A 21,859-nucleotide genomic window follows, 5' to 3' on the forward strand; every position below is an offset into this window, starting at 1 on the left:
TGGGGTTGGCCCCCGAGTTTTACGTTAACGTATTCTTTTTAGAGCTTTTGAATTTATAGCCGCTTTTGCAAATTAGCAGCGGGTGATCAATTGCACATCAACATTGCTGGTGGCGTCGGAAAACCACACTGAACCTTCGTCGATGGTGCACTGCAATTTCATGGTGCGCTGTGCCATGGCGGTAAGTACGGCGGAGTCTTCGGTATTTACTTCAATAACCCGCACATTGCCGTAGCGGCTGATTTTACTGCTGTGCTCATCCCACCACATTTGCGCGGTGCGACCGCCGTAAATTAGCAGCACAACTTGCTTAGCAATGCCGCGGGCTTTGCGCATGCGTTTTTCGCTGGGCAGGCCGAGCTCGATCCATAAGTCGATTTCGCCGGTGAGCGACTTGAGCCATAAATCGGGTTCGTCGTCAGTGCTCAGGCCCTTGGTAAACTCCAGATGCTCATCGGCATAGAGCGCAAAGGCGAGTATGCGCAGCATCATACGTTCATCGGTTTCTGATGGGTGGCGTGCCACCGTAAACTGGTGGGTTTGATAATAGTGACGACGAATATCACTGACATCGAGGGTGGTTTTGAATAGCGTGGCATTTAAGGCCATGGTCTAACTCACGGTATTTCAGGAGGCCTTATTCTACGCTGTTTTTACCGTTAAAAGGCCGCTAGACCAATAATTACCAGTGCATAGCGCAGGCCTTTGCCAATGCCAACCAGTATAAAAAAGGCGGGGGCGGGCACTTTCATCATGCCGCCAACCACAGTCAAGGCATCGCCACCAATCGGCATCCACGACATGAGTAGGGTCCATTTCCCGTAGCGGGCAAACCAATTTTGGGCGCGCTGCAAATCGACTTTACGCGCTGGAAACCAGCGGCGGTCGGCGTATTGCACAAATTTAGATCCCATCCACCAATTCACGCCGGCGCCCAGGGTATTGCCGGTGGTTGCAGCCAGCCATAGCCAGCCAGGATGCAGACCTTCGCGCAATTGCGCGACCAAGAGTATCTCAGAGTAAAAGGGCAGTAAGGTGGCGGCGCCAAAGGCAACTGTAAAGAGTAGAAGATACGAAGAGATCACCGGCGCGCACTCGCTACTAAGTGCCTGAATAAATGTAATTGGCGCAATTGAAAGGGCAGGTATTCGGGGTGCCATTGCACACCAATGCGGCAGCGGTGCTCGGGATCTTCTACAGCCTGAATAATATAATCGGCGTCGCGACCTGCAACCCGTAAACCTTGGCCAAGGTCTTTAATCGCTTGGTGGTGAAGACTATTTATTTTGCACTGCTCTTTGCCAAAGATTTGAAAGAGTTTGCTATAGGTTTCTAAATGTAGGGTTTTACGTGGCAAGAGCATGCGCTTATTTGAGGTTAAACGACGCATCATCGTCAGGTCGCTGTGCAGGGTGCCGCCGAGCACCACATTCAGTAATTGCGCACCGCGACAAATACCCAGTATCGGTAAGCCGCGGCTGAGGCTGAGTTCTAATGCGATCATTTCGAAACGGTCGCGCTCGCGGTTGATGGGCGCTATTTCTGGCGCATCTGGCAAATATAAGCGTTGATCGATATCGTCGCCACCACTAATGATAATCGCGTCCAAATGGTCGGGGAGGGCGCTGCGCCTGGGGGTGAGTCGATAAGCCTCCGCGCCACAGCGCTGCAGCGCGAAGCGAATAAACCACCACGCCAGTGGCAGGCGAGTGTCGTCGCCGGTTACACCAATAAGTGGTCGATTCACAGCAGCTCCGGTATTAACCATTGGCTAACGCTGTGCGACCAATTGGTGAATAGATTTGCAGTGGGGTTATCCAAATAATTGCGATAGGCATGACACACGGTGTCTAGGCGGTTTTTGTCCATGGCCAAATTATCCACTTGCAGCCAGTCGCGGTAGGGATGAATTAAACCCCACTGCGGATCGTCAATTAAGCTATTGGGCAGACGGTAGTGCAGAGTGGGGCGGGCTTTGACGCGGTCGTCGTCGACTTTGGCGCGCAGCCGTGGCTCATCAATATGGGCGAACAGCGGCAGCATATCCAAGGCGCGGTTGCGGGTGGGATTGAACTCTAAGTAATCGTCGATTAGCTGGTCGATATTAGGTTGGTAACTTGGTTTGAGGATCTTGCGGATATAGTCCTTACCAAAGGGATCGACGTAGGAGGTTAGGCGGCGACTGAAGTCGACATCACAGCGCATTTTTAACCACTCATAGAGGCATAAAAAGGCGCGTAGGTAATTGAGTATGGTGCCCGCTTCACAGTTGGGCATTTCGGGATTGAGCTGTAAACCGAAGGCATTTTTAGCCGAGGCGTGGGTGCCTTGGGCATCGCAATTGCGCAGGTTTACAAACAGGTCTTCCAGCTGCCATAAGTCGCTCATGGCGATGGGGGGTGCAACGACTTCGAAAGGTACTAATTGCTTGGCAATGGCGCCAACAATGGCCTCGGCGAGCTCTTCTAAGTCATTAGTGTCCGCAGACTCATGGCGCTCGCGGCTGATACGTTTGATGTAGGAAAAGTCCAGTTCAACGCCAAATTGGCCCAGCGAGGTGTCGACAACATTTACCTCGTAGTCAGAGAGCGGTTCAGCGCTACCACCGTACTGTTGAATGATGGTGTCGACAATGCCGTCAATTTCCATGCCGGTAAATTCAATTTCAACCCCAAGCCGGCGCACTGCACCGGTCTGGGTGTGCAGTTGCATGGGTAGCGGCCAAAGTTGCTTGCGGTAGGCATCTAAGGGCTTAGTCATTGGTATTTCCTATGATATGGGCAAGTGGAAGGAGGCGTTCGGTGTGTTGGCAAACCACCTGAAATAGAGTCAGCAGCGGTACCGCCAGCAGTACCCCCGGGGCACCCCACAACCAGCCCCAGAAAAAAATCCATAAAAACACCACAATGGGGTTGAGGCTAAAACGAAAGCCGTGCACGAAGGGGTCGATAAACTGACCTACGGCGGCGGTAAATAATCCGTAGCCTAAGGGCACGGCGATCATGGCGGCGGCAGTTGGATAGCTGACTGCACTGACAATACTCAATAGTATTAAGGTCATGCTGACCCCGAGGTAGGGTATGAAGCGCAGCAGTGCTGCCACGGCGCCCCACAATGCGGGGTCGGGGAAATCAAATAAATATAAGGCTATAGCGGTAATGCAACCCACCGCGCCATTGACGGCCGTTATCGTCATTAGGTAGCGGGACATTTGTGTTTGCGCACGTTGAGCGATCTGAGTGACCACGGCTTTGTCTCTCTGGGTCGGTAAGCTGTGGATAAAACGACGCATTAATGCTTCCCCCGACGTTAGCAGGAAGAATAAAAGAATAATACTCAGGGTGCCGTAAACCCCAAAATTTTTCGCAGTTTCCCCGAGTTCTGAGCGCCAGCCCGCTTCGCTAATAACGACCTTTGTCACTTCAGGGTTGCTGGGGGTAGCGCTAAGTTCTTGGGCCAGTGAATCGATGCTACGGGTGGCGGCGTCAACGTCGGTGCTGTCGGTATTAACACTGCTGAGTTGCTCGCGAACGATCTCAACTGCTTCCGGTACCCGCTGCAGCCACTGGCTGGCGGGTTTGGCTAGGGCGTAAATACCACTGCCGGCGATGCCGAGGCAAATGCTCATTACTGCCAGCGCCGCGAGGCTGCGAGGTATTCGCAAAGTCTGTAAACGGACCACTGCGGGACTGAGTAACAGTGAAAAGATAAGCGCTAAGGTTATCGGCAGCATGACATCTCTGGCGACCTGTAAGGTGTACAGAATCGCGAGTATGGCAATGACTTTTAGCGGCCAGTCAGCTGAAGTATCAGGCATGGTTTTCACGGGAGGTTTTTTCCCTAGCGTTGGTGAATGCATTTGTAGGCGACGTTAGCGCGGGTCGCGAGGACCGGCAAACCACCAGATGGCTAGGCCTAGCACAGGTAGAAACAGAATCAATACAATCCATAATAGCTTGGTGGTAGAGCTTTCTTTGCTTTGCACGATATTGAGAATGGCCCAAATATCGGCAATAAAAATAAGAAATCCCAGTACCCCAGTGATCTGCAGTTCCATGTTCTTCCCCGTTTATAACGTAAAAAACTGTCGTTGCGCGATGAATAACAGCAGGTGGTGACAACGCAAGCTTAGAGTCGTCTTACCGCTAGGAGTTCACTGACTCGCAATCCACACTGCCAGACCAAGGTAAATTACATCGGAAAAAAGCGGACATCACGCTATTGCTATAAGGTATAGCAGCTTGCTGGAAAAGATGCGCACAGAGATAGTTAGCTTAAATTTAACATAGCGAGGGGGCAGTTTTTCCTCGCTATGTTATGTGGATATGGTCGCCGGAAAGCTACGCAAATTTTTTTTGATGCCCGCTTATATCTCGTTTTGTGTCTGAATTATTTTCTAAGAGTTTGCGGGCAGGCTGAACGCTACGCCATCTTCGCCAATAGTATAGTTTTTAAATATTTGTCTGCGCCATTAAGGTAAAGCGCTTTTCGCTCGGGAATAACCAGCGGCGGCACAGTATGGTAATACACTAAGTGGCCTACGTTCGCATCTCGGGCGGTTTCTGCGGCTTAGACGGGGCTGGCGTGATAATTCAAGATGTCATGTGTTATATGCTCCAACGGCATTATCAGTTTTATGGGCCACCTCGTTCATCATGGTGACCAAATTGGGTGCCAATGCTTCGTGCACGAGAAAGTCGATGTTATTCGCAAATTTTTTAATGTTGGCTGATTTTATTGGGCTGCCGCTAATCAGCAGTGCGCGCCCCTTATCGCTAAAGCGGTACGCAACCGCCGGATCAATTGGGGCGTGGTTAACCGCTAGGGTTTCAATGGTCAAATGCTACATCTGCAAGTAGCACCGTTAGCTCACCCAGTAAGTGCGAAAAGAAATAGGAGGCTTATTAATTTATTGTATTTTTTCATTATCTATTCCGGCATCAATTGGCGTTTATTTATATTAGAATGCTTATAATGGCATTCTTGGTGTCAATACTTGTGGGTAACATGTTATTTGTAAAGAAAGGAGTCAATGGCCGACTTATGTGCTGTGTTAAAAGTTGCTTTTCGACTGAATAATAATGATTGTCGCGCTATAAAGTGACAGTGGATAAAAGAGGTCGACCATGTCTGAAAACTTTAAAAATCAGGGCGGCGTATCAAACTCTGACCCGAGCCGACTATATCGCTGGCTGACCTCAAAACTGTTTATGTCAAGGCTTGCGAGTTTGCGCTACCAAGCTAAACTGCGCGCTAAATTTGAGCGCCGCCGTCTTAGTGCTGGCTCTCCACATATTGTGGAGTACTTTCATCAAGTTGATGATGGCTACAGCCACCTCAGCGCGCAGTTATTGGCGGCAATCAGTAAGCGCTACCACTTAGTGGTGGTCTGCCATTTGGTATCCGCGTCACAAGACGCAAATGCTCCTGAGCCCCAATTGCTGAGTGATCTTGCTCGGCAAGATGCCATTCACATTGCGCCACACTACGGTTTGCATTTTCCCAATGGCAACACCCAGCCGCCTAAGGCGCTTGTGGATCAAGCACAGGCGATACTGGCTAAGCAAACTGCGCAGGGATTTATTGATTGCCTCGCTGACGTGAGCACAGCGCTATGGAATCACGATCAGACTACGCTGGCCGCCCTTGCTGAGAGGCTAGGCGCTGCAAGCCCTGAAGTCACCGCGGCGCGTATTCAGCAGGGTAATGCGCAACGCGCTGTGCTCGGTCATTATTCTGGCGCGATGTTTTACTATGGCAAGGAGTGGTATTGGGGTGTTGACCGTCTCTACCATTTAGAAGCCCGACTGGCGACGCTCGGCGTCGATAAGCAGCCAGATGCCGCGCCGTTAGCACCACGTAAAGCGGTAGAAATCGGCGAGCTAAAAGATAATGGCTCGCTGACCTTTGAAATTTACCCCTCATTGCGCAGCCCTTATACCGCCATCATCTTTGATCGGGCACTAAAACTGGCCGCAGACAGTGGCGTTAAGCTAGTAGTGCGGCCGGTATTGCCAATGGTAATGCGCGGTGTTCCGGCAACGCGAGTCAAGGGGGCTTATATTATGACTGATTGCGGTCGTGAGGCGCGGGCGAGCGGCGTGCCATTCGGCCCTATTTACGACCCTATTGGTGACCCAGTGCGGCGCTGTTACGCAATCTACCCCTGGGCTTGTGAGCAGGGTAAGGGCAATGCTCTGCTCTCCAGCTTTTTGCGTTTGGCCTTTGCGGAAGGGGTGAATACTAATAAATTAAGTGGTTTGCAGGAGGTTGTCGAGCAGGCGGGATTGGACTGGCAGGTGGCTAAGGGCCAATTAGCAGAGACGCGCTGGGAAGCGATGGTCGAACAAAATCGGCTGGCTATGTACGAAGCTGGTTTATGGGGCGTGCCGAGTTTTCGTTTGTTAGATAAGGACGGTAATCAAGTGTTGGCGCTGTGGGGTCAAGATCGCCTTTGGTTATTTAGCCGCGAAATTCAGCGCTTGCTCAAGGCTGGCTGAGTTTCGCCGCGCTTGTTACGGCGCGGCGAATCCCTTACTTGTTTACAGCGTTAGACCACCGTCAACAACTATGCATTCGCCCGTGGTATAGCTGCTGGCGTTGGATGCCAAATACAGCACGGTGCCGGCCATTTCCTGTGGTTCGGCGTGGCGACGCATGGGGATTTTTTCCATGGCGGCTTCGTATATTTTATCGTGAGTAAAGAGTGCGCTGGCGAATTTGGTTTTTGTTAAACCGGGCAGTATCGCGTTGCAGCGGATATTGTGTTTCGCGCATTCTTTGGCAAAGGTCTTGGTCATATTGACCACGGCGGCCTTGGTAATAGAGTAAATGCCCTGCATATCACCGGGCTGTAGCGCGTTGACCGATGCAGTGTTAATAATGACGCCACCGCCGTTGTCGCGCATGATTTTGCCGCCTTCGACGCTCATAAAGAAATAGCCGCGTATATTTACGTCTACCGTTTTATTGTAAGCCGCCAAGTCGGTATCGAGTACGTCGCCGAAGTAGGGGTTGGCGGCAGCGTTATTCACTAGGATATCGAGCTTGCCGTGTTGCTTACGAATTGTTTGAAAAATATCGGCAATTTGTTCCATATCACCAACGTGGCAGGCCAAGGCTTCCGCGCGGTGACCGGCGGCAATAATACTATTGGCGACGGTGTGACAGTCGTCAATTTTACGGCTTGAGACAATAACATGGGCACCTTGCTCCGCCAAAAGTCGGGCAATGGCCTCGCCGATACCACGGCTTGCGCCGGTAACCAGCGCCACTTTTCCAGTTAAATCAAACAGATTAGTGCTCATATTATATGATCCTTGTTTTGCGATGAGGGCTTACACCTTACTACCTAATATTGTCAGTCGAGGTGTTTAAGCGCTTTGGGTCAGGTTTAGTAGCAGGCCGTTAATAATCTCTATGCAAGTTTTGACGCTTAGGCCCTGATGTTCTCTAAGCCGATGCCACATCTCAAAAGAGGCAATAGCATCTATGGCTTCCCTTTGTTCCGAGGCAATGGCCTTGAGTTCGGGTAACCAGTTATCGAGGTCTTTGCGTAAACCTTTCTGCACGCGGGCGTAGTTTTTTTGCAGTACTTCAAGACGCCAGCGCTGTGCAGTCGTCGCTAAGATAATATTGTAGTTTTGCTCGTAGACCTCGGCGTGACGCTCCACCGCATGCAGAATGCGCTCCTCAAGTGTGCCGCTGCGGTCGGCGTCGAGCATGGCCGCTTCGTATTGCCCGCGAATACTTTCATCAACTGCTTGGGCGAGGGCGCCCATGTCTTCAAAGTGGCGAAAAAAGGTGCGAATGCCGACGTTGGCGCGGTCGGTAATTTGTTGAGCCGTCGCGATCAGTACGCCTTCTTCGATTAATTCGAGGGCGGCATTAATGATGGCGCTGCGGCTGCGCTCGGTGCGTTGACGGCGGCCATCACTTTCTACTGGTGTTGCGTCTTTTGGCATAATTAATCGCTTAGCGAGTATGATTGTTGGAGCCGCGATAGGCGCAATGAGACGCTGTATTACAACGCGGGCTTTGAATTTAGGGCATTGTAACTAGTGGCATTGTTACTGTCTATTTGACTGGGGTATGCCACTAGTTTACCGAGTGCCTATTTTTGTAAGAGCTTATTTGCGTTGTCGGTAAATTTCTTTTGGGCGTCTTTGTCTTCTAATAAATTATCGAGACTAAACGGCACTTCAATGCCTTTTTGCATGCCGGGCTGCTCGCCCATGGTATTTAGCCAGCGTCCTAAATGATCGAGGCCGTCGACAGATACCCCAGACCATTTGTGGGTGCGCACCCAGCACCAATTGGCGATATCGGCTATTGAGTAATCTTTGGCAAGCCATTGGTTTTCGCTCAGGCGTTTGTCTAATACTTCGAATAAGCGGCGACTTTCATTTTGGTAGCGATCAATTGCCGCAGGTATTTTTTCAGGGAAATAGCGAAAAAATACATTCGCTTGGCCCATCATTGGTCCTACTCCGCCCATTTGAAACATAAGCCATTGCATGACCATTGCACGGCCTTTCGAGTCTGTTGGCAGTAAGCGTCCCGCCTTTTCGGCGAGGTGAATCATAATGGCGCCAGATTCAAAAATCGGGAAGTCGCCCAAGTCGCGGTCGACAATGGCGGGAATTCGCCCGTTAGGATTAATTGCTAAAAATTCCGGCTTTTTCTGTTCGCCCTCGGTGATGTTTACAAAATGGGTATTGTATTCAAAACCAAGCGCTTCCAAGGTGCAGGAGGCTTTGTGACCGTTGGGGGTGGGGGCGGTATAAAGGTCGATCATTATTGTGACTCCAAAATTGCGGGTAAATAACTTTTAGCTAAAATAATGGCGCTGCGCGTTTATTTTGCCGTGCAAACTTAGTGGAGGGGGTTACCCCACACTTCTAGATGATTGTGACGCTCAACGCGCCGTGTTACTCGCAGTGTGAGTAAGTCAGCTAAGCCGCAGGCTTTGAAAGCGTTTTGGATGAGGGCTTTATCTGTCTGCGGCGCCGAGTCAAAATGATCCTGCAAATTTTGTAATAAATAAAAGCGATATGGCAGTACCGCGGTGCGTAGCTTTATGCCCCGCCATGCAAATTCGGCATTGCCTATAAAGCGTTGGCTGGGCTTGTCGCAGCCATTGCTGCCTGATTTAAGATCTGGCCTTTCGGCAAGCCAGTTGTTGGTGAATTGAATATGTGCGGACATCTCAGGTAGGAAGTCCACGGCGATGTAATGCATTAGCGATTTGAGGGTATCTGGCAGTTCATTGTCGACTTCAAACTCCGCTTGGTCTGCACAGTGGTCTGCCCAGTTATTCTCTGGGGCATTCATCCGCTCTACCCAGCGCGCCACCAGCGGTGCATGCTGACGCATCAATTGGCCTGGCTTAGGGTCGCGGTACAAGTGAGCGTAGAGCGGCGCCATAAGCGCGTAGTCGCCCAGCGTCGGCTTAGCGCCGAGTAAATAGGGGTGTTGCCGCAAATGGGCTGAGAATAGATCTAAAAACTCGCGGTAGGAAGATTCAACAAGCGGCGCGCTATTTTCATTTACCCCAAAGGAAAGCGCGGCCTTGCGCATGAGCCCACTGCCGAAGTCAAAAATCTGTTGGTAGCTGGCATCGTCGGTGCCAGGTGGCGCCAAGCAAGCGAATTCTGAATGGAGGTAGTGTAAATTCACATCGTCAAAACTCCAGCGATAATGCATGGCGGGGCGGAGTAAACCCTCACCACCGTATAACTCAAAAAGATGGGCAACAGCTTGTAATAGCGGTGTTTTCGGCAGGCTTGGCGATAAGCTTGCGTGCACGTTTTCGAGGTAGCGAATAATGTCTGCGCTGTCTTGAATAATCTCGCCGTTAGGCGCTTCAAGTACGGGCATAATCATTCGCCCTAGCTGCGGAATAATGTTTTTTTGGTAGTGCGGATCAGATACCGCATACTCCACAAAGTCGATTTTTTGCTTGCGCAAGTAGCTACGCGCTTTCGCGGTATACAGCGAGGCGGGGATGCCGTAAAGCTTATAAGGTGTACTCATGCTTGCGCCTTGTGAGCGATAATCGTCGCTGGAAAATAACATTGTGGCACATTCTGTGTCAATATAATGCGGGAGCGATGGCCGCTACCGCTTCAGCGCAGTTAAAAGCGAATTAATAATACGTTTATGGCATCTATCTGCAGTGACTATAGTGGTGCTAAGTTCGAGTGTGACAAAGCGACTGTCGCGTACAGAGGAAAAGGTCTGTTGAATACCCCTTGGTTACGATTAAAAATATTGTGTCTTTTCGCTATTTTATACGCGCCCTTGGCCGTGGCCGATAGCGCTTGTGGGGCTTGCCATGCAAAAGAAGTCGCACTCTGGGAGCAGTCCCACCACGCCAAGGCCATGTTGCCCGCGACGCAGGAAACCGTTGCTGGGCGGACCTTTCATAACCTCAATTAGCTCACATCGGCGAGGTCGCCCATACCAATGCCTGAGCGCGACCGAAAGGCGCCGTCAATAAATAGGCCGGTGGCTGGCTCAAAATGGGGGATATTGCCGGCGTTGCCGATATTGCGAATTATAAAGGTGGTGGTCAGCGGGCTAATATTGGTGAGCACGATCAGTGACGGGTATACCGAATAGCATCTTTCCTAATGAGGTGTGAATACAGGTGTTATTTTTACTCATATCGACTTCCCGAGGGGGCGCCTAAAAGCGCGCTGGGGTGTCTATGATAACGTTGCTGAGACAAGAAATTTACACGGGGAGAGGCTTTCGAAAGACTTGCTTATAGTTGTTAGCGGAGAGCAGGGGAGTGTGCTGTGGGAAGTGGCTCTAGCCCCAAGGGGTGCTAGAGCCGATTTAATTGCGCTTAGTTGTGGGCGTGGAGCATTTCATTAAGCGCAATGGCTGATTTATTGGTTAACACCTCAACAGCACCATTCTTAGAATTGCGGCGGAACAGTAAGTCTGATTGACCAGATAGATCGCGAGCCTTAGTAGTGCCTGCAACTGCACCGTCGGAATCGACCATAGTGATTACTGAGCCTGCAGTGATGTAGAGGCCGGCTTCAATAGTGCAGCGATCACCTAGTGGAATACCGACGCCAGCATTGGCGCCAATCAGGCATTCTTTGCCCACTGAGATAATAATATTATTGCCGCCAGACAGGGTGCCCATAGTTGAGCAGCCGCCGCCAAGGTCGGAGCCCGCGCCAACCATAACACCTGCTGAAATGCGGCCTTCAATCATGCCGGGGCCTTCGGTGCCAGCGTTAAAGTTAACAAAGCCCTCGTGCATGATGGTAGTGCCTTCACCAAGGTAGGCGCCTAAGCGAACCCGCGCGGTGTGGGCGATGCGCACGCCGCTTGGCACGACGTAATTGGTCATTTTTGGAAACTTGTCCACGGACATTACTTCTAGCATTTCCCCTTTAAGGCGCGCATCGAGCTGGCGAGCCTTGAGTTCGCTCAGGTCTACCGCGCCTTTATTTGTCCACGCGACATTGGGTAGAGCGCCAAACAGGCCGGTAAGGTTGATCGTTTGTGGTTTAACGAGGCGGTGAGACAGCAAATGCAGCTTTAAATAACCTTCGGGTACGGAGCTTGGTGCGTCGTCGGTAGTGAGCAAGGTGACGACCAAGGGCTGGCTACCGCTGGCTAGTTGCACTGCGAGTTCGGCTTGGTCTTTATTGCCGGCGGCTTTAAGGGCCTCGGCAATTTGTGCCATTTGGTCTTTGGTGACTGCGCTGGCAGTATTGCCTTGTACTGGTTCGAGAACACTGAGGATGGCGTCTACCATTTTGGCCGCAGGTGCTAGTAGGGGTTGGGGGTAGAAGGTATCTAGCCACTCGCCTTTACGATTTTGGGTGCCGAGGCCGAGGCCGAGTGCGAAATATGTCTGGGTCATTTGCAGTGTCTCTTAAAGTGTTTAAAGGGTGTGGTGGGTGAACAGCGACTGGTAATGATCGGCTTTAAAGCCGAGGTGTAACGCGCTGCCGGTGTCCAGCAGGGGGCGCTTCATCAGTGTCGGATGTTCCAAAAGTAATGGAATAGCGGTGTCTATGCACAGCCCTTCGCGTTGGGCCGGACTAAGCTGTTTCCATGTTGTGCTGCGCTTATTGACTAAGGCATTTACGCCTAGGTCTTGCAGCCAAACTTGTAATTGCGGCTCGGTCAGCGGGGTTTCGCGCACATCGTGAAATGTAAAGTCGACATTGTGCGTTTCTAGCCAGCGTCTGGCGGTGCGGACGGTGTCGCAATTTTTAATGCCGTAGAGTGTGGTGCTCATATTTCTGCTCTTGTTGGAAATGAGGGCGGAATTTACGGGCCGCTAAGGATAGCAAATTCCTGCGCGTGGATCACGACGAGGTATTGCTAAGGCTTGTAAACCGTCGGCGGTTTTTTACGCTTAGGGTATAAAGTAGTGCATATTTCGCACACGGTGCCGTCGCAGCCTCTGGCACTGCAGTATTCGCGGCCATAAAAAATAATTTGCAGGTGCAGCGGATTCCACTTTTCCTTAGGAAAGAGGAATTTGAGGTCTTTCTCCGTTTGCACCACGTTTTTGCCGTTTGTCAGGCCCCAGCGCTGGGCCAAACGGTGAATATGAGTGTCGACGGCGAAGGCGGGCACGCCAAAGGCCTGGGACATTACTACGCTGGCGGTTTTGTGACCGACGCCGGGCAGGGTTTCTAGCGCGGCCATATTTGCAGGAACGACGCCGTTGTATTTTTCAACGAGAATTTCTGACAGGCGTTTAATAGCGCTGGATTTTTGTGGCGACAGGCCGCAAGGGCGAATTATTTGGCGGATAATCTCCACATTTTGCTCGGCCATATCAAAGGGGTTGTCAGCTAACTCAAATAGCGCTGGGGTAATTTGGTTGACTCTGGCATCGGTGCACTGGGCAGACAGTAATACCGCAACTAAGAGGGTGTAGGGGTCTTTGTGGTCCAGCGGTATCGGTTGCTCGGGATACAGTTCTTGTAGGCGTTTTTCAATAAACGCAGCCCGTTCCTTCTTTAGCATGAGCCACGCTCAACTAGGCTTTGCACGTAGGCTTTTATGCGATGCGCGGCGTCGGCACATTGCTCTGTTTCGGCGACTAGGGCCATGCGTACGTAGCTTGCCCCCGGGTTGAAGCCGTCTACTTCTCGAGATAAATAACTACCCGGCAGTACTGTGACGTGCTGCTGCTCGAATAGGCCTTTTGCGAATTCGGTGTCGCTAATCGGGGTTTTGGCCCATAGATAAAAGGAGGCGTCTGGGCGGCTAACGTCGAGGCAGCCATCGAGAATCTCGAGCACCTCAGCGAATTTTTTGCGGTAGAGGTCGCGGTTAGCTTTAACGTGGTTTTCATCGCTCCACGCGGCAGTACTGGCTAGTTGGTGTTGAATCGGCATCGCGCAACCGTGATAGGTGCGGTAGAGCAAAAAGTCTTTGAGAATGGCGGCGTCGCCGGCCACAAAACCAGAGCGCAAGCCAGGCAAGTTGGAACGTTTGGATAGGCTGTGAAAAACTACGCAGCGCTGGTAGTTATTGCGGCCGAGTTCTGCGCAGGCTTGCAGTAAGCCGGGCGGCGGGCTGTCTTCGTCAAAATACAGCTCTGAATAACATTCGTCGCTGGCAATGATGAAGTCGTATTGATCGGCTAGGGCGATGAGCTCTTTAAGTTGCGCGCTGCTCATTACCGCACCGCTGGGATTGCCCGGGGTGCAGATGAACAGTAACTGGCAGCGCTGCCAAACGTCGGCACTCACTGCTGCAAAGTCGGGAATAAAACCATTCTCCACGCCGCAGGCTAGAAACTCTGGCGTGGCACCGGCTAGTAGCGCGGCGCCTTCGTATATTTGGTAAAAGGGGTTGGGGCTGCACACTAGGGCATTGGGACTGGAGTTAACCACCGTTTGAGCAAAGGCAAATAACGCCTCGCGGGTGCCGTTAACCGGCAGGATTTCGGTCTCGGGGTCGAGCATGCTCAGGTTAAAACGCTGGCATGCCCAGCGCGCGATCGCGTTTCTTAACTCTGGAATCCCCTTGGTGGTGGGGTAGTTGCTGAGTTTGTCGATATTGTTAGTAATGGTTTTGGCGACAAAGGCCGGCGAGGCGTGCTTGGGCTCGCCGATAGACAAGGCAATATGCGCGAGTGCGGGTGGTTGTAGTCCGGCAAATAAGTCGCGTAATTTTTCAAAGGGGTAGGCTTGCAGTGCCAATAAGTTGGGGTTCATAGGGGCTTGCTACTCGCTTTCTCGTCTAGTTCTCGGCAAATTGCCTGCTGTATTTCTTCGCAGAGCACAGGGTCGTCAATGGGCCGCTGATTTTGGTCGGTGATAAAAAATACGTCTTCAACCCGTTCGCCGAGGGTGGCGATTTTGGCATTTTGTAAGCGAATGTCGTATTGGTTGAAAATTCGGGCCAAGCGTGCGAGCAAGCCCGGGCGGTCGGGAGTGATGACTTCGAGCACGGTGTGGCCCTTGTTAAGATCGGTGGCCATGCTGGTTCGGGTTGGGATTGAAAATAGACGCATTTGCCTAGGTGTGCGCCGATTGATCGTGGTGGGGAAACGTTCTGGATGCTCTAGATGTTCCTGCATAAATTCAATGATGTGGGCAATGCGGCTGGGGTTGTCGCCAATGGATTCCCCTTCCGAGCCCAACACATAGAATGTATCTAGGGTAAAACCGGTTCCGCTATTGTAGATGCGGGCATCTTGAATGCTTAGGTCCAATTGCTCTAGTGCTTCAGCGAGTAGGGCAAATAGACCTACTTGGGCTTTGGTGTGCACAAAGATCTGGGTTGCGCCCTCGTGGTCGAGCAGGCCGCCTTCTTTGACGAGCACCACGCTGGCATTGGCGCTAGTGCGCTGGGCGATAGCGCGGGTGTGCCAAACGATGTCGTCGATTTGCTCGCGAATAAAATAATCTTCGCCAGTATCCGCCCATAGGGTGCGAATTTCGGTTTCGGTAAAGCCATAGTCCTCAAGTTTTTCAATGGCACCAGCTTGGGTCTCATCGATCCACTCCTGTTTGTCGATGGGCGTCTCGAGGCCGCGGCGCAGTGCGCGCCGCGTTTCAGCGTAGAGTTGGCGCATCAATGACGCACGCCACGATGTCCATAAATTGGGGTTGGTGGCGTTGATATCGGCCACCGTCAAACAAAACAAATAGTCGAGGTGCTGAATGTCGCCCATGGTCAGCGCAAAATCGCGAATCACCTCTGGATCTTGAATATCTTTGCGCTGTGAAACTGAAGACATTTCGAGGTGTTTTTCTACCAGCCAGGCCACCAAATTGCCATCGCGTTTATTTAGGCCGATGTATTCACAAAACTCCCGCGCATCCACGGCGCCAAGACTGGAGTGGTCGCCGCCACGGCCCTTGGCTATGTCGTGGAATAAACCCGCTAGATAAAGCAGTTCGTGCTTGGGCAGACGCTGCATTATTCGGCAGGCCATGGGGTATTGGGCGACCATACTGGGGTAGCGGAAGCGGCTGATATTTTTAATCAGCTCAAGGGTGTGCGCATCAACCGAGTATATGTGGAAGAGGTCGTGCTGCATTTGCCCAACAATATGGGCAAAGGCGGGTATAAATTTGCCGAGAATACGGAAGCGCTTCATGCGTCGCAGGCTCAGTGCAACCCGGTTGGGCGAGCGCAATAGTTCTAAGAAGTAGCGCTTGTTTTTAGGGTCAGCGCGGAAGCGGTCGTCAATTAAATGCCGCGACTTACGGATTAGGCGAATGGTGCTCGCTCTAACGCCGTCGATGCCCTCGTGATTGGCCATCAGCACAAATATTTCCATTAGCGCTGAGGGTGTCTTAGTAAAGACTTTGTCGTTGGCCGCTTCAATATGGCCGTTTCGAATGCGAAAACGGGGGTTAATCTCTAATACGGTTTCGGCTTCGCACGCGCGCAGTATGGTTTCGTCAAAGTGCTGCATAAGCACGTCATTGAGTTCGCCTAGGTGCATTGCCCAGCGATAGTATTGCTGCATAAATTGTTCAACGGCGAGCCTGCCATTGCCATCGGTAAAACCGAAAGATTCCGCAAGGGTGCGCTGATGGTCGAAGAGAAGGCGATCTTCTTCGCGGCCGGCCAAGAGGTGCAGGGCAAAGCGTACCCGCCATAAGAAATCCTGGCCTTCTTTCAGGGTGTCTAGCTCGTCTTGGGTGAGGAATTGACGCTCTAGCAATTCGTCGATAGATTGCGCGCCAAAATGCCGTTTGACCACCCAGCCAATCATTTGAATGTCGCGCAGGCCGCCCGGCGAGCTTTTAACGTTGGGTTCTAGATTGTATTCGGAGTTGGCAAACTTGCGGTGACGATGGATTTGCTCGTCCCATTTGGCCCTAAAAAACTCGCTACTCGGCCAAATTTGATCAGGGCCAACACAGTTTATTAAGTCCTCGTAAATTGCGTCGTTGCCGGCGAGTGGACGAGACTCCATGAGGTTTGTGGCAACGGTGATGTCGTCGGCGGCGGTTTGCTGACACTGGCTGATCGTTCGGACACTGTGGCCAATTTCGAGATTAATATCCCATAACAGAGTGATCAGGCTTTCGATATTGTCGCGGTAGTCGCTGGCATCGTCGGTAGTTAATATCAATAAATCGATATCGGAATAGGGGTGCAGCTCACCGCGGCCGTAGCCACCTACGGCAATTAGGCTGATGTCATCTCGCCACTGGTAACTGGCCCAAATGTTTTGCAATAAGGCGTCCATACGGCTTGAGCGCAGGGCAACTAAATCGCGTATATTTTCTTTGGCCTCAAAGCGGGTCTTAAGGTCTTTGGCTAACTCTTTTAGGTAGGTTTTATATACCTTGATCGGTTTGCTGGTGCTTGGGTCTTGCTGGCTGAGAAACTGAGGATCCGGTAGGGCAGCAATACTCATTTTAATTCCTGGTAAAAAGGTTCGTCAGGGCGCGCGGTAAGCACTTCTACGCCGTCGGCAGTTACTACCATGGTGTGCTCCCACTGGGCGGACAGGCGGCGGTCTTTGGTGGTTACCGTCCAGCCATCTTTCATGTTGAGCTTGGTTTGCTTTTTACCGGCATTGATCATAGGTTCGATAGTGAAGGTCATGCCTTCTTTTAATACCAAGTCATTGCGGCGGTTGTAGCCCTCGCCGTAGTGAAGAACTTGCGGGTCTTCGTGAAAGACTAGGCCGATGCCGTGGCCGCAGTACTCTTCAACCACGCTGTAGTGCTTGCCGCGGGCATGCTTGGCGATAATGGTGCCAATATCGCTGAGTTTGCAGCCTGGTTTTACGATTTCTATGGCTTGATATAGGCATTCTTGCGCAACCACGCAAAGGCGTTTGGCGTGTTCGGGCACATTGCCAACATAAAACATGCGGTTGGTGTCGCCATGCCAGCCGTCTTTGATCACGGTTACGTCAATATTAAGAATGTCGCCGTCTTTTATTACTTTCGTATCTGAGGGGATACCGTGGCAAATAACCTCATTTAAAGAGGTGCACACCGACTTGGGGAAGCCGTTGTAATTAAGCGGTGCGGGGATGGCGTTTTGAACATTAACAATATAGTCGTGGCAGATGCGGTCTAACTCGCCGGTGCTGATACCCGGCTGGACGTGGGGAGTAATCATTTCAAGCACGTCGGCAGCCAAGCGGCCAGCAATGCGCATGGCGGCGATTTGCTCGGGGGTTTTAATGCTTACATTCATAACATGGGTCCGTGCGCGGAATAAATAGGGCGACTAAAGCTCGCTATTGTAAACCATCGCTTTGGGAGTGGCGAAGGTAGTGAGGATTTTTACGTTTGAAAGCGGTTTTGGCTTTATGTGGCAGGGGCTCTGTGGTATAAATACGCGCCCCAATTATGGCTCAAGCTGTAATTGGTTAAACGACGCGCAAAAACCGACACGTAATCCCGGGTGCTCTAGCTTAGCTGGGGTTGGCTTACGGGGTTTTTGCAAGTTAGTAACCCGATGTTAATTAAGGAAAAATCATGTCACATATAAGCATGCGTGAAATGCTGCAAGCCGGCGTTCACTTTGGTCACCAGACTCGCTACTGGAACCCAAAAATGGGTCCCTATATTTTTGGTGCCCGCAATAAGATCCACATAATCAATCTTGAGCACACTGTTCCTGCGATGAATAACGCGCTGGACGCAATTGCCAAGATGGCTGCAAATAAGAACAAAATCCTGTTTGTTGGTACCAAGCGTGCTGCAAGCAAGATTATTGGCGAGCAAGCTACCCGCGCTGGTATGCCTTTTGTGAGCCACCGCTGGTTGGGCGGCATGCTAACTAACTACAAAACTATTCGTCAGTCAGTGCGTCGTTTGCGTGAGCTTGAAGCCCAGCAATTAGACGGTACGTTTGACAAATTGACCAAGAAAGAAGCCCTGATGCGTCGCCGTGATATGGAGAAGCTTGAGCGCTCCATCGGTGGTATCAAGGATATGGCTGGTCTGCCAGACGCATTGTTCGTAATTGATGTTGACCACGAGCGGATTGCTATTCAAGAAGCCAATAAGCTGGGTATTCCAGTATTTGGTATTGTTGATACCAATAGCAACCCAGATGGTGTTGATTTTGTTATTCCTGGTAACGACGATGCGATTCGCGCTATCAAACTTTATGTTACTGCTGTTGCCGATGTTGCTATTAGTGCAGCGGCAAACGATGGCGTAGCAAAAGATGAGTTTGTTGAAGTTGCTGCTAGCCCAGAAGGCGAAAGCGCTGCCGAGTAAATCTCGCCGCTAAGCAGTCTGCGAAAGGGGGCAAGGCCCCCTTTTTTTGGATATTTATTGAGCGGGTCTCTTTGCTGGGGCTGCGCTTGAGGTCAAACAAGAGGATTTTAGGATGGCTGTATCAGCATCAATGGTTAAAGAATTACGCGATCGTACTGGCCTGGGCATGATGGAGTGCAAAAAAGCACTGAATGAGTCCAATGGTGATATCGAGCTGGCAATTGAAGAGTTACGTAAATCAAGTGGCATGAAAGCGGCTAAAAAAGCCGGTCGTACTGCTGCTGATGGCGTTGTTACTACTAAAGTTGCTGAAGACGGTAGCTACGGCGTAATAGTAGAAGTTAATAGCGAGACCGATTTCGCAGCTCGCGAGCCAGGTTTTCAGGCTTTTGCCGCACTGGTTACTGATAAAGTGTTTGCCACCAAAGAAACTGACATTGCAGCTCTGATGGCTGGCGAGTTGGAGTCTGCTCGTGAGGCGCTGGTTCAGAAAATTGGTGAGAACATTAGTGTGCGTCGCGCTCTGCTGGTGACTGCTGAAGATGGCGTTGTTGATAGCTATGTTCACTCTAATAACCGTATTGCGGTATTGGTTGCATTGAAAGGCGGTGACGCTGAGCTGGCTCGCGATGTGGCAATGCACGTTGCTGCGGTTAACCCGCGTGTTGCTAAGGCAGAAGACATGCCTGCTGAAGAAATTCAGAAAGAGCGTGAAATCTTCACTGCTCAAGCGGCAGAAAGCGGCAAACCTGCTGAGATCATTGAAAAAATGATCGATGGCCGGATCCGTAAGTTCCTGTCAGAAAGCTCTCTGGTTGATCAGGCTTTCGTTAAAGACCCTGAACTAACTGTAGGCAAATTGCTGAAAAACAGCAGTGCTGATATTCAAGAATTCATCCGCTTTGAAGTGGGTGAAGGTATTGAGAAAGAAGAAGTAGATTTTGCCGCCGAGGTGGCTGCTCAGCTGAAAGGCTAAGCCACTTAGTAAATCGGGGCCTGCGGGCCCCGATTTACTATAGGCGATATACAACTGTGACAAAAAAATATCGTGCAATGTGGTGGAGTAAACGATGTCTAGCCAAAGTCGGGATAAGAAATACAAGCGCATACTTCTGAAGTTAAGTGGCGAGGCTCTAATGGGGAGCCTGGGATTTGGTATTGATCCCAAGGTCTTGGACCGCATGGCGCTCGAAGTAGGGCAGTTAGTTGGTATTGGTGTGCAGGTTGGTCTGGTGGTGGGCGGCGGTAACTTATTCCGTGGCGCAGCATTGCAGACGGCGGGGCTCGATAGAGTTACCGGCGATCATATGGGCATGCTGGCAACAGTTATGAATGCGCTGGCGTTACGTGATGCGCTGGAACGCAGTAATATAAAATCCTCGGTAATGTCGGCAATTCCCATGAGCGGTGTGGTAGATCACTATGATCGCCGTAAAGCAATTCGGGCATTGACGCGTGGTGAGGTGGTTATTTTTGCCGCAGGCACTGGCAATCCGTTTTTTACAACGGATTCCGCAGCGGTGCTGCGGGGTATAGAAGTTGACGCCGACCTAGTGCTCAAGGCAACTAAGGTTGATGGGGTGTATAGTGCAGACCCAATGCGTGATCCAGACGCAGTAAAATACGACTACCTCAGCTATGATGAGGTGCTGGATAAAAAACTCGAGGTAATGGATCTTACGGCAATCTGCTTGTGTCGTGATCACAATATGCCTTTACGAGTATTTGCCATGGAGCAGCAGGGTGCTCTTTTGAATATTGTTGTGGGTGGCGAAGAGGGAACGCTAGTGGCTACCGCAAAGCGCGAGGAGAAGAAAGCGTGATTAATGAACTGAAAGAAGATGCCAAAGTACGTATGGCAAAGGCGATTGAAGCCCTGGGTAGTAATTTCAATAAAATCCGTACCGGTCGCGCGCACCCGAGCTTATTAGACGGCGTGCGAGTATCGTATTACGGTACTGATACCCCGCTGTCGCAGGTTGCCAATATTGGCATCGAAGATGCGCGCACGCTTACCGTTACACCTTGGGAAAAGAATATTGTTCCCGATGTTGAAAAAGCCTTGATGAAGTCAGATCTGGGTTTGAACCCCAGTACCGCTGGCAGCGTGATTCGCATTCCAATGGCAATGCTTACCGAAGAAACCCGTAAAGGTTACATCAAAACCGCACGTGCTGAAGCCGAGAGCGCGCGGGTGTCGATTCGCAGCGCCCGTCGGGATGTGCTTTCTGATATAAAAGACCTCCTAAAAGAAAAAGAAATTAGCGAAGACGATGAGCGTCGCGCGCAGGACGAAGTGCAGAAAATCACCGATCAGTTTATTGCAGAAGTTGATAAGGCACTTGCGGCCAAAGAAACTGATTTGATGGTTATCTAAGCGGCGAAATTCCTTGTCATGGTAGTAAGTACGCGGTCCGCCGCATCCCCAAGTGTTCCGCGTCATGTTGCCATCATTATGGATGGCAACAATCGTTGGGCTAAGCGTCAAGGTCTAAAGTCGTCGGCGGGGCATCGCGCCGGTGTCGAAGTGATTCGGCCACTACTCAAGCTGACTCGCGAACGCGGCGTTGAGATAGTGACCTTGTTCGCTTTTTCCAGCGAAAACTGGCAGCGTCCCACGCTCGAAGTTCAGGCTTTGATGCGCTTGTTTTCCAGTTATTTGGATTCAGAAACCAAACAGCTTCACGCCGACGGTGTGCGCATGCGTTTTATTGGCGAGCGCAGTCAATTTTCGGCTAGTCTGCGCAAACAGATGGACTACAGTGAGCAGCTAACGCGCTTCAATAGTGATACTCAGTTAGTGATTGCGGTCGATTACGGCGGTCAGTGGGATATCGTGAATGCTGCAAAGTCGCTGGCGGAACAAGTGCAGGCAGGAGAATTAACGCCAGCAGACTTTAGTGTTGAGCTGTTTGATAAACAAATGTCGCTTGCTGATGTCGCCAAACCGGATTTGTGTATACGCACAGCCGGCGAGCAGCGCATCAGTAATTTTTTATTGTGGCAGCTGGCCTATAGCGAGCTGTATTTTACCGATTGTTTCTGGCCGGACTTCGACGCTGCCGAGCTGGATCGTGCGCTACATGCCTATGCCCACCGCGACCGCCGTTTCGGCGCTCGCGATAATGAGAATGACGCGGCAGGCACGGAGTAGG

25 protein-coding genes are annotated in these 21,859 nt (G+C 51.2%); 7 read left to right on the top strand and 18 right to left on the bottom strand.

Features of this window, described 5'->3' with window-relative positions; all coding sequences use genetic code 11:
- Positions 1-72 precede the first annotated feature (72 nt).
- The 7 genes from AB4876_RS00855 to AB4876_RS00885 form a co-directional block, all read right to left on the bottom strand.
- On the bottom strand, positions 73-609 hold the full coding sequence (locus AB4876_RS00855; RefSeq protein WP_368379767.1) for a YaeQ family protein: 537 nt from the start codon (positions 607-609) through the stop codon (positions 73-75).
- Between the two features lie 50 nt (positions 610-659).
- Entirely contained in the window at positions 660-1,085 is a 426-nt protein-coding gene (locus AB4876_RS00860) for a YqaA family protein (RefSeq protein WP_368379768.1), read from the bottom strand.
- Positions 1,082-1,747: a gamma-glutamyl-gamma-aminobutyrate hydrolase family protein gene (locus AB4876_RS00865; protein ID WP_368379769.1), complete on the bottom strand. Its 666-nt coding sequence runs from the start codon at positions 1,745-1,747 to the stop codon at positions 1,082-1,084. Before AB4876_RS00865 ends, AB4876_RS00860 begins: the two co-directional genes overlap by 4 nt.
- Complete coding sequence (locus AB4876_RS00870; RefSeq protein ID WP_368379770.1) at positions 1,744-2,760, bottom strand: amidoligase family protein; 1,017 nt, start codon at positions 2,758-2,760, stop codon at positions 1,744-1,746. The genes AB4876_RS00865 and AB4876_RS00870 overlap by 4 nt, the downstream gene beginning before the upstream one ends.
- Positions 2,753-3,817 carry an AI-2E family transporter gene (locus AB4876_RS00875; RefSeq protein ID WP_368380106.1) on the bottom strand — a complete coding sequence of 355 codons (1,065 nt, stop codon included), beginning with the start codon at positions 3,815-3,817 and terminating at the stop codon, positions 2,753-2,755. Before AB4876_RS00875 ends, AB4876_RS00870 begins: the two co-directional genes overlap by 8 nt.
- Before the next feature lie 54 nt (positions 3,818-3,871).
- Positions 3,872-4,057, bottom strand: a complete 186-nt coding sequence (locus AB4876_RS00880) for a PLD nuclease N-terminal domain-containing protein (RefSeq protein ID WP_368379771.1) — start codon at positions 4,055-4,057, stop codon at positions 3,872-3,874.
- A 543-nt stretch (positions 4,058-4,600) separates the two neighbouring features.
- Entirely contained in the window at positions 4,601-4,840 is a 240-nt protein-coding gene (locus tag AB4876_RS00885) for an MBL fold metallo-hydrolase (protein WP_368379772.1), read from the bottom strand.
- 286 nt (positions 4,841-5,126) lie between these two features.
- Between AB4876_RS00885 and AB4876_RS00890 the strand changes: the two genes are divergently transcribed.
- Entirely contained in the window at positions 5,127-6,500 is a 1,374-nt protein-coding gene (locus tag AB4876_RS00890; RefSeq protein WP_368379773.1) for a DsbA family protein, read from the top strand.
- 42 nt (positions 6,501-6,542) lie between these two features.
- On the opposite strand, the gene AB4876_RS00895 is transcribed toward AB4876_RS00890, so the two are convergent.
- From AB4876_RS00895 to AB4876_RS00910, 4 genes are all read right to left on the bottom strand, one after another.
- Complete coding sequence (locus tag AB4876_RS00895) at positions 6,543-7,307, bottom strand: SDR family oxidoreductase (RefSeq protein WP_062383859.1); 765 nt, start codon at positions 7,305-7,307, stop codon at positions 6,543-6,545.
- 66 nt (positions 7,308-7,373) lie between these two features.
- Positions 7,374-7,964, bottom strand: coding sequence for a TetR/AcrR family transcriptional regulator (locus AB4876_RS00900; protein WP_368379774.1), 591 nt, complete (start codon positions 7,962-7,964; stop codon positions 7,374-7,376).
- A gap of 149 nt (positions 7,965-8,113) precedes the next feature.
- Positions 8,114-8,797: a glutathione S-transferase family protein gene (locus AB4876_RS00905; RefSeq protein WP_368379775.1), complete on the bottom strand. Its 684-nt coding sequence runs from the start codon at positions 8,795-8,797 to the stop codon at positions 8,114-8,116.
- A 77-nt stretch (positions 8,798-8,874) separates the two neighbouring features.
- Positions 8,875-10,035, bottom strand: coding sequence for a glutathione S-transferase family protein (locus AB4876_RS00910; protein ID WP_368379776.1), 1,161 nt, complete (start codon positions 10,033-10,035; stop codon positions 8,875-8,877).
- A gap of 126 nt (positions 10,036-10,161) precedes the next feature.
- On the opposite strand from AB4876_RS00910, the gene AB4876_RS00915 reads away from it, so the two are divergent.
- Positions 10,162-10,440 (top strand): multiheme c-type cytochrome, encoded by a 279-nt coding sequence (locus AB4876_RS00915; RefSeq protein ID WP_368379777.1) that lies wholly within the window; start codon positions 10,162-10,164, stop codon positions 10,438-10,440.
- Here the strand turns inward: AB4876_RS00915 and AB4876_RS00920 are convergent.
- The 7 genes from AB4876_RS00920 to map all read right to left on the bottom strand — a co-directional run bounded on the left by AB4876_RS00920 (position 10,437) and on the right by map (position 17,670).
- Positions 10,437-10,598 (bottom strand): hypothetical protein, encoded by a 162-nt coding sequence (locus AB4876_RS00920; RefSeq protein WP_368379778.1) that lies wholly within the window; start codon positions 10,596-10,598, stop codon positions 10,437-10,439. The genes AB4876_RS00915 and AB4876_RS00920 overlap by 4 nt on opposite strands.
- 254 nt (positions 10,599-10,852) lie before the next feature.
- Entirely contained in the window at positions 10,853-11,890 is a 1,038-nt protein-coding gene (gene dapD / locus AB4876_RS00925) for a 2,3,4,5-tetrahydropyridine-2,6-dicarboxylate N-succinyltransferase (protein ID WP_368379779.1), read from the bottom strand.
- Between the two features lie 21 nt (positions 11,891-11,911).
- Positions 11,912-12,271, bottom strand: coding sequence for an arsenate reductase (locus AB4876_RS00930; RefSeq protein WP_368379780.1), 360 nt, complete (start codon positions 12,269-12,271; stop codon positions 11,912-11,914).
- A gap of 86 nt (positions 12,272-12,357) precedes the next feature.
- Positions 12,358-13,011 carry an endonuclease III gene (nth, locus tag AB4876_RS00935; RefSeq protein WP_368379781.1) on the bottom strand — a complete coding sequence of 218 codons (654 nt, stop codon included), beginning with the start codon at positions 13,009-13,011 and terminating at the stop codon, positions 12,358-12,360.
- Positions 13,005-14,210: a succinyldiaminopimelate transaminase gene (gene dapC, locus AB4876_RS00940; protein WP_368379782.1), complete on the bottom strand. Its 1,206-nt coding sequence runs from the start codon at positions 14,208-14,210 to the stop codon at positions 13,005-13,007. Before dapC ends, nth begins: the two co-directional genes overlap by 7 nt.
- Positions 14,207-16,876 carry a [protein-PII] uridylyltransferase gene (locus AB4876_RS00945; RefSeq protein ID WP_368379783.1) on the bottom strand — a complete coding sequence of 890 codons (2,670 nt, stop codon included), beginning with the start codon at positions 16,874-16,876 and terminating at the stop codon, positions 14,207-14,209. The genes dapC and AB4876_RS00945 overlap by 4 nt, the downstream gene beginning before the upstream one ends.
- Positions 16,873-17,670, bottom strand: a complete 798-nt coding sequence (map, locus tag AB4876_RS00950; protein WP_368379784.1) for a type I methionyl aminopeptidase — start codon at positions 17,668-17,670, stop codon at positions 16,873-16,875. Before map ends, AB4876_RS00945 begins: the two co-directional genes overlap by 4 nt.
- A 284-nt stretch (positions 17,671-17,954) precedes the next feature.
- Between map and rpsB the strand changes: the two genes are divergently transcribed.
- The 5 genes from rpsB (at position 17,955) to uppS (ending at position 21,858) form a co-directional block, all read left to right on the top strand.
- Complete coding sequence (gene rpsB, locus AB4876_RS00955) at positions 17,955-18,704, top strand: 30S ribosomal protein S2 (protein ID WP_368379785.1); 750 nt, start codon at positions 17,955-17,957, stop codon at positions 18,702-18,704.
- Between the two features lie 112 nt (positions 18,705-18,816).
- Entirely contained in the window at positions 18,817-19,680 is an 864-nt protein-coding gene (gene tsf / locus AB4876_RS00960; protein ID WP_368379786.1) for a translation elongation factor Ts, read from the top strand.
- A 94-nt stretch (positions 19,681-19,774) separates the two neighbouring features.
- Positions 19,775-20,527 carry a UMP kinase gene (gene pyrH, locus AB4876_RS00965; RefSeq protein WP_368379787.1) on the top strand — a complete coding sequence of 251 codons (753 nt, stop codon included), beginning with the start codon at positions 19,775-19,777 and terminating at the stop codon, positions 20,525-20,527.
- On the top strand, positions 20,524-21,081 hold the full coding sequence (gene frr, locus AB4876_RS00970) for a ribosome recycling factor (protein ID WP_301028864.1): 558 nt from the start codon (positions 20,524-20,526) through the stop codon (positions 21,079-21,081). The genes pyrH and frr overlap by 4 nt, the downstream gene beginning before the upstream one ends.
- A gap of 18 nt (positions 21,082-21,099) precedes the next feature.
- Complete coding sequence (gene uppS, locus AB4876_RS00975) at positions 21,100-21,858, top strand: polyprenyl diphosphate synthase (RefSeq protein WP_368379788.1); 759 nt, start codon at positions 21,100-21,102, stop codon at positions 21,856-21,858.
- The last annotated feature ends 1 nt before the right edge of the window (position 21,859 follow it).

Source organism: Zhongshania guokunii (genome assembly GCF_040892635.1).
Taxonomy (GTDB): Bacteria; Pseudomonadota; Gammaproteobacteria; order Pseudomonadales; family Spongiibacteraceae; genus Spongiibacter; species Spongiibacter guokunii.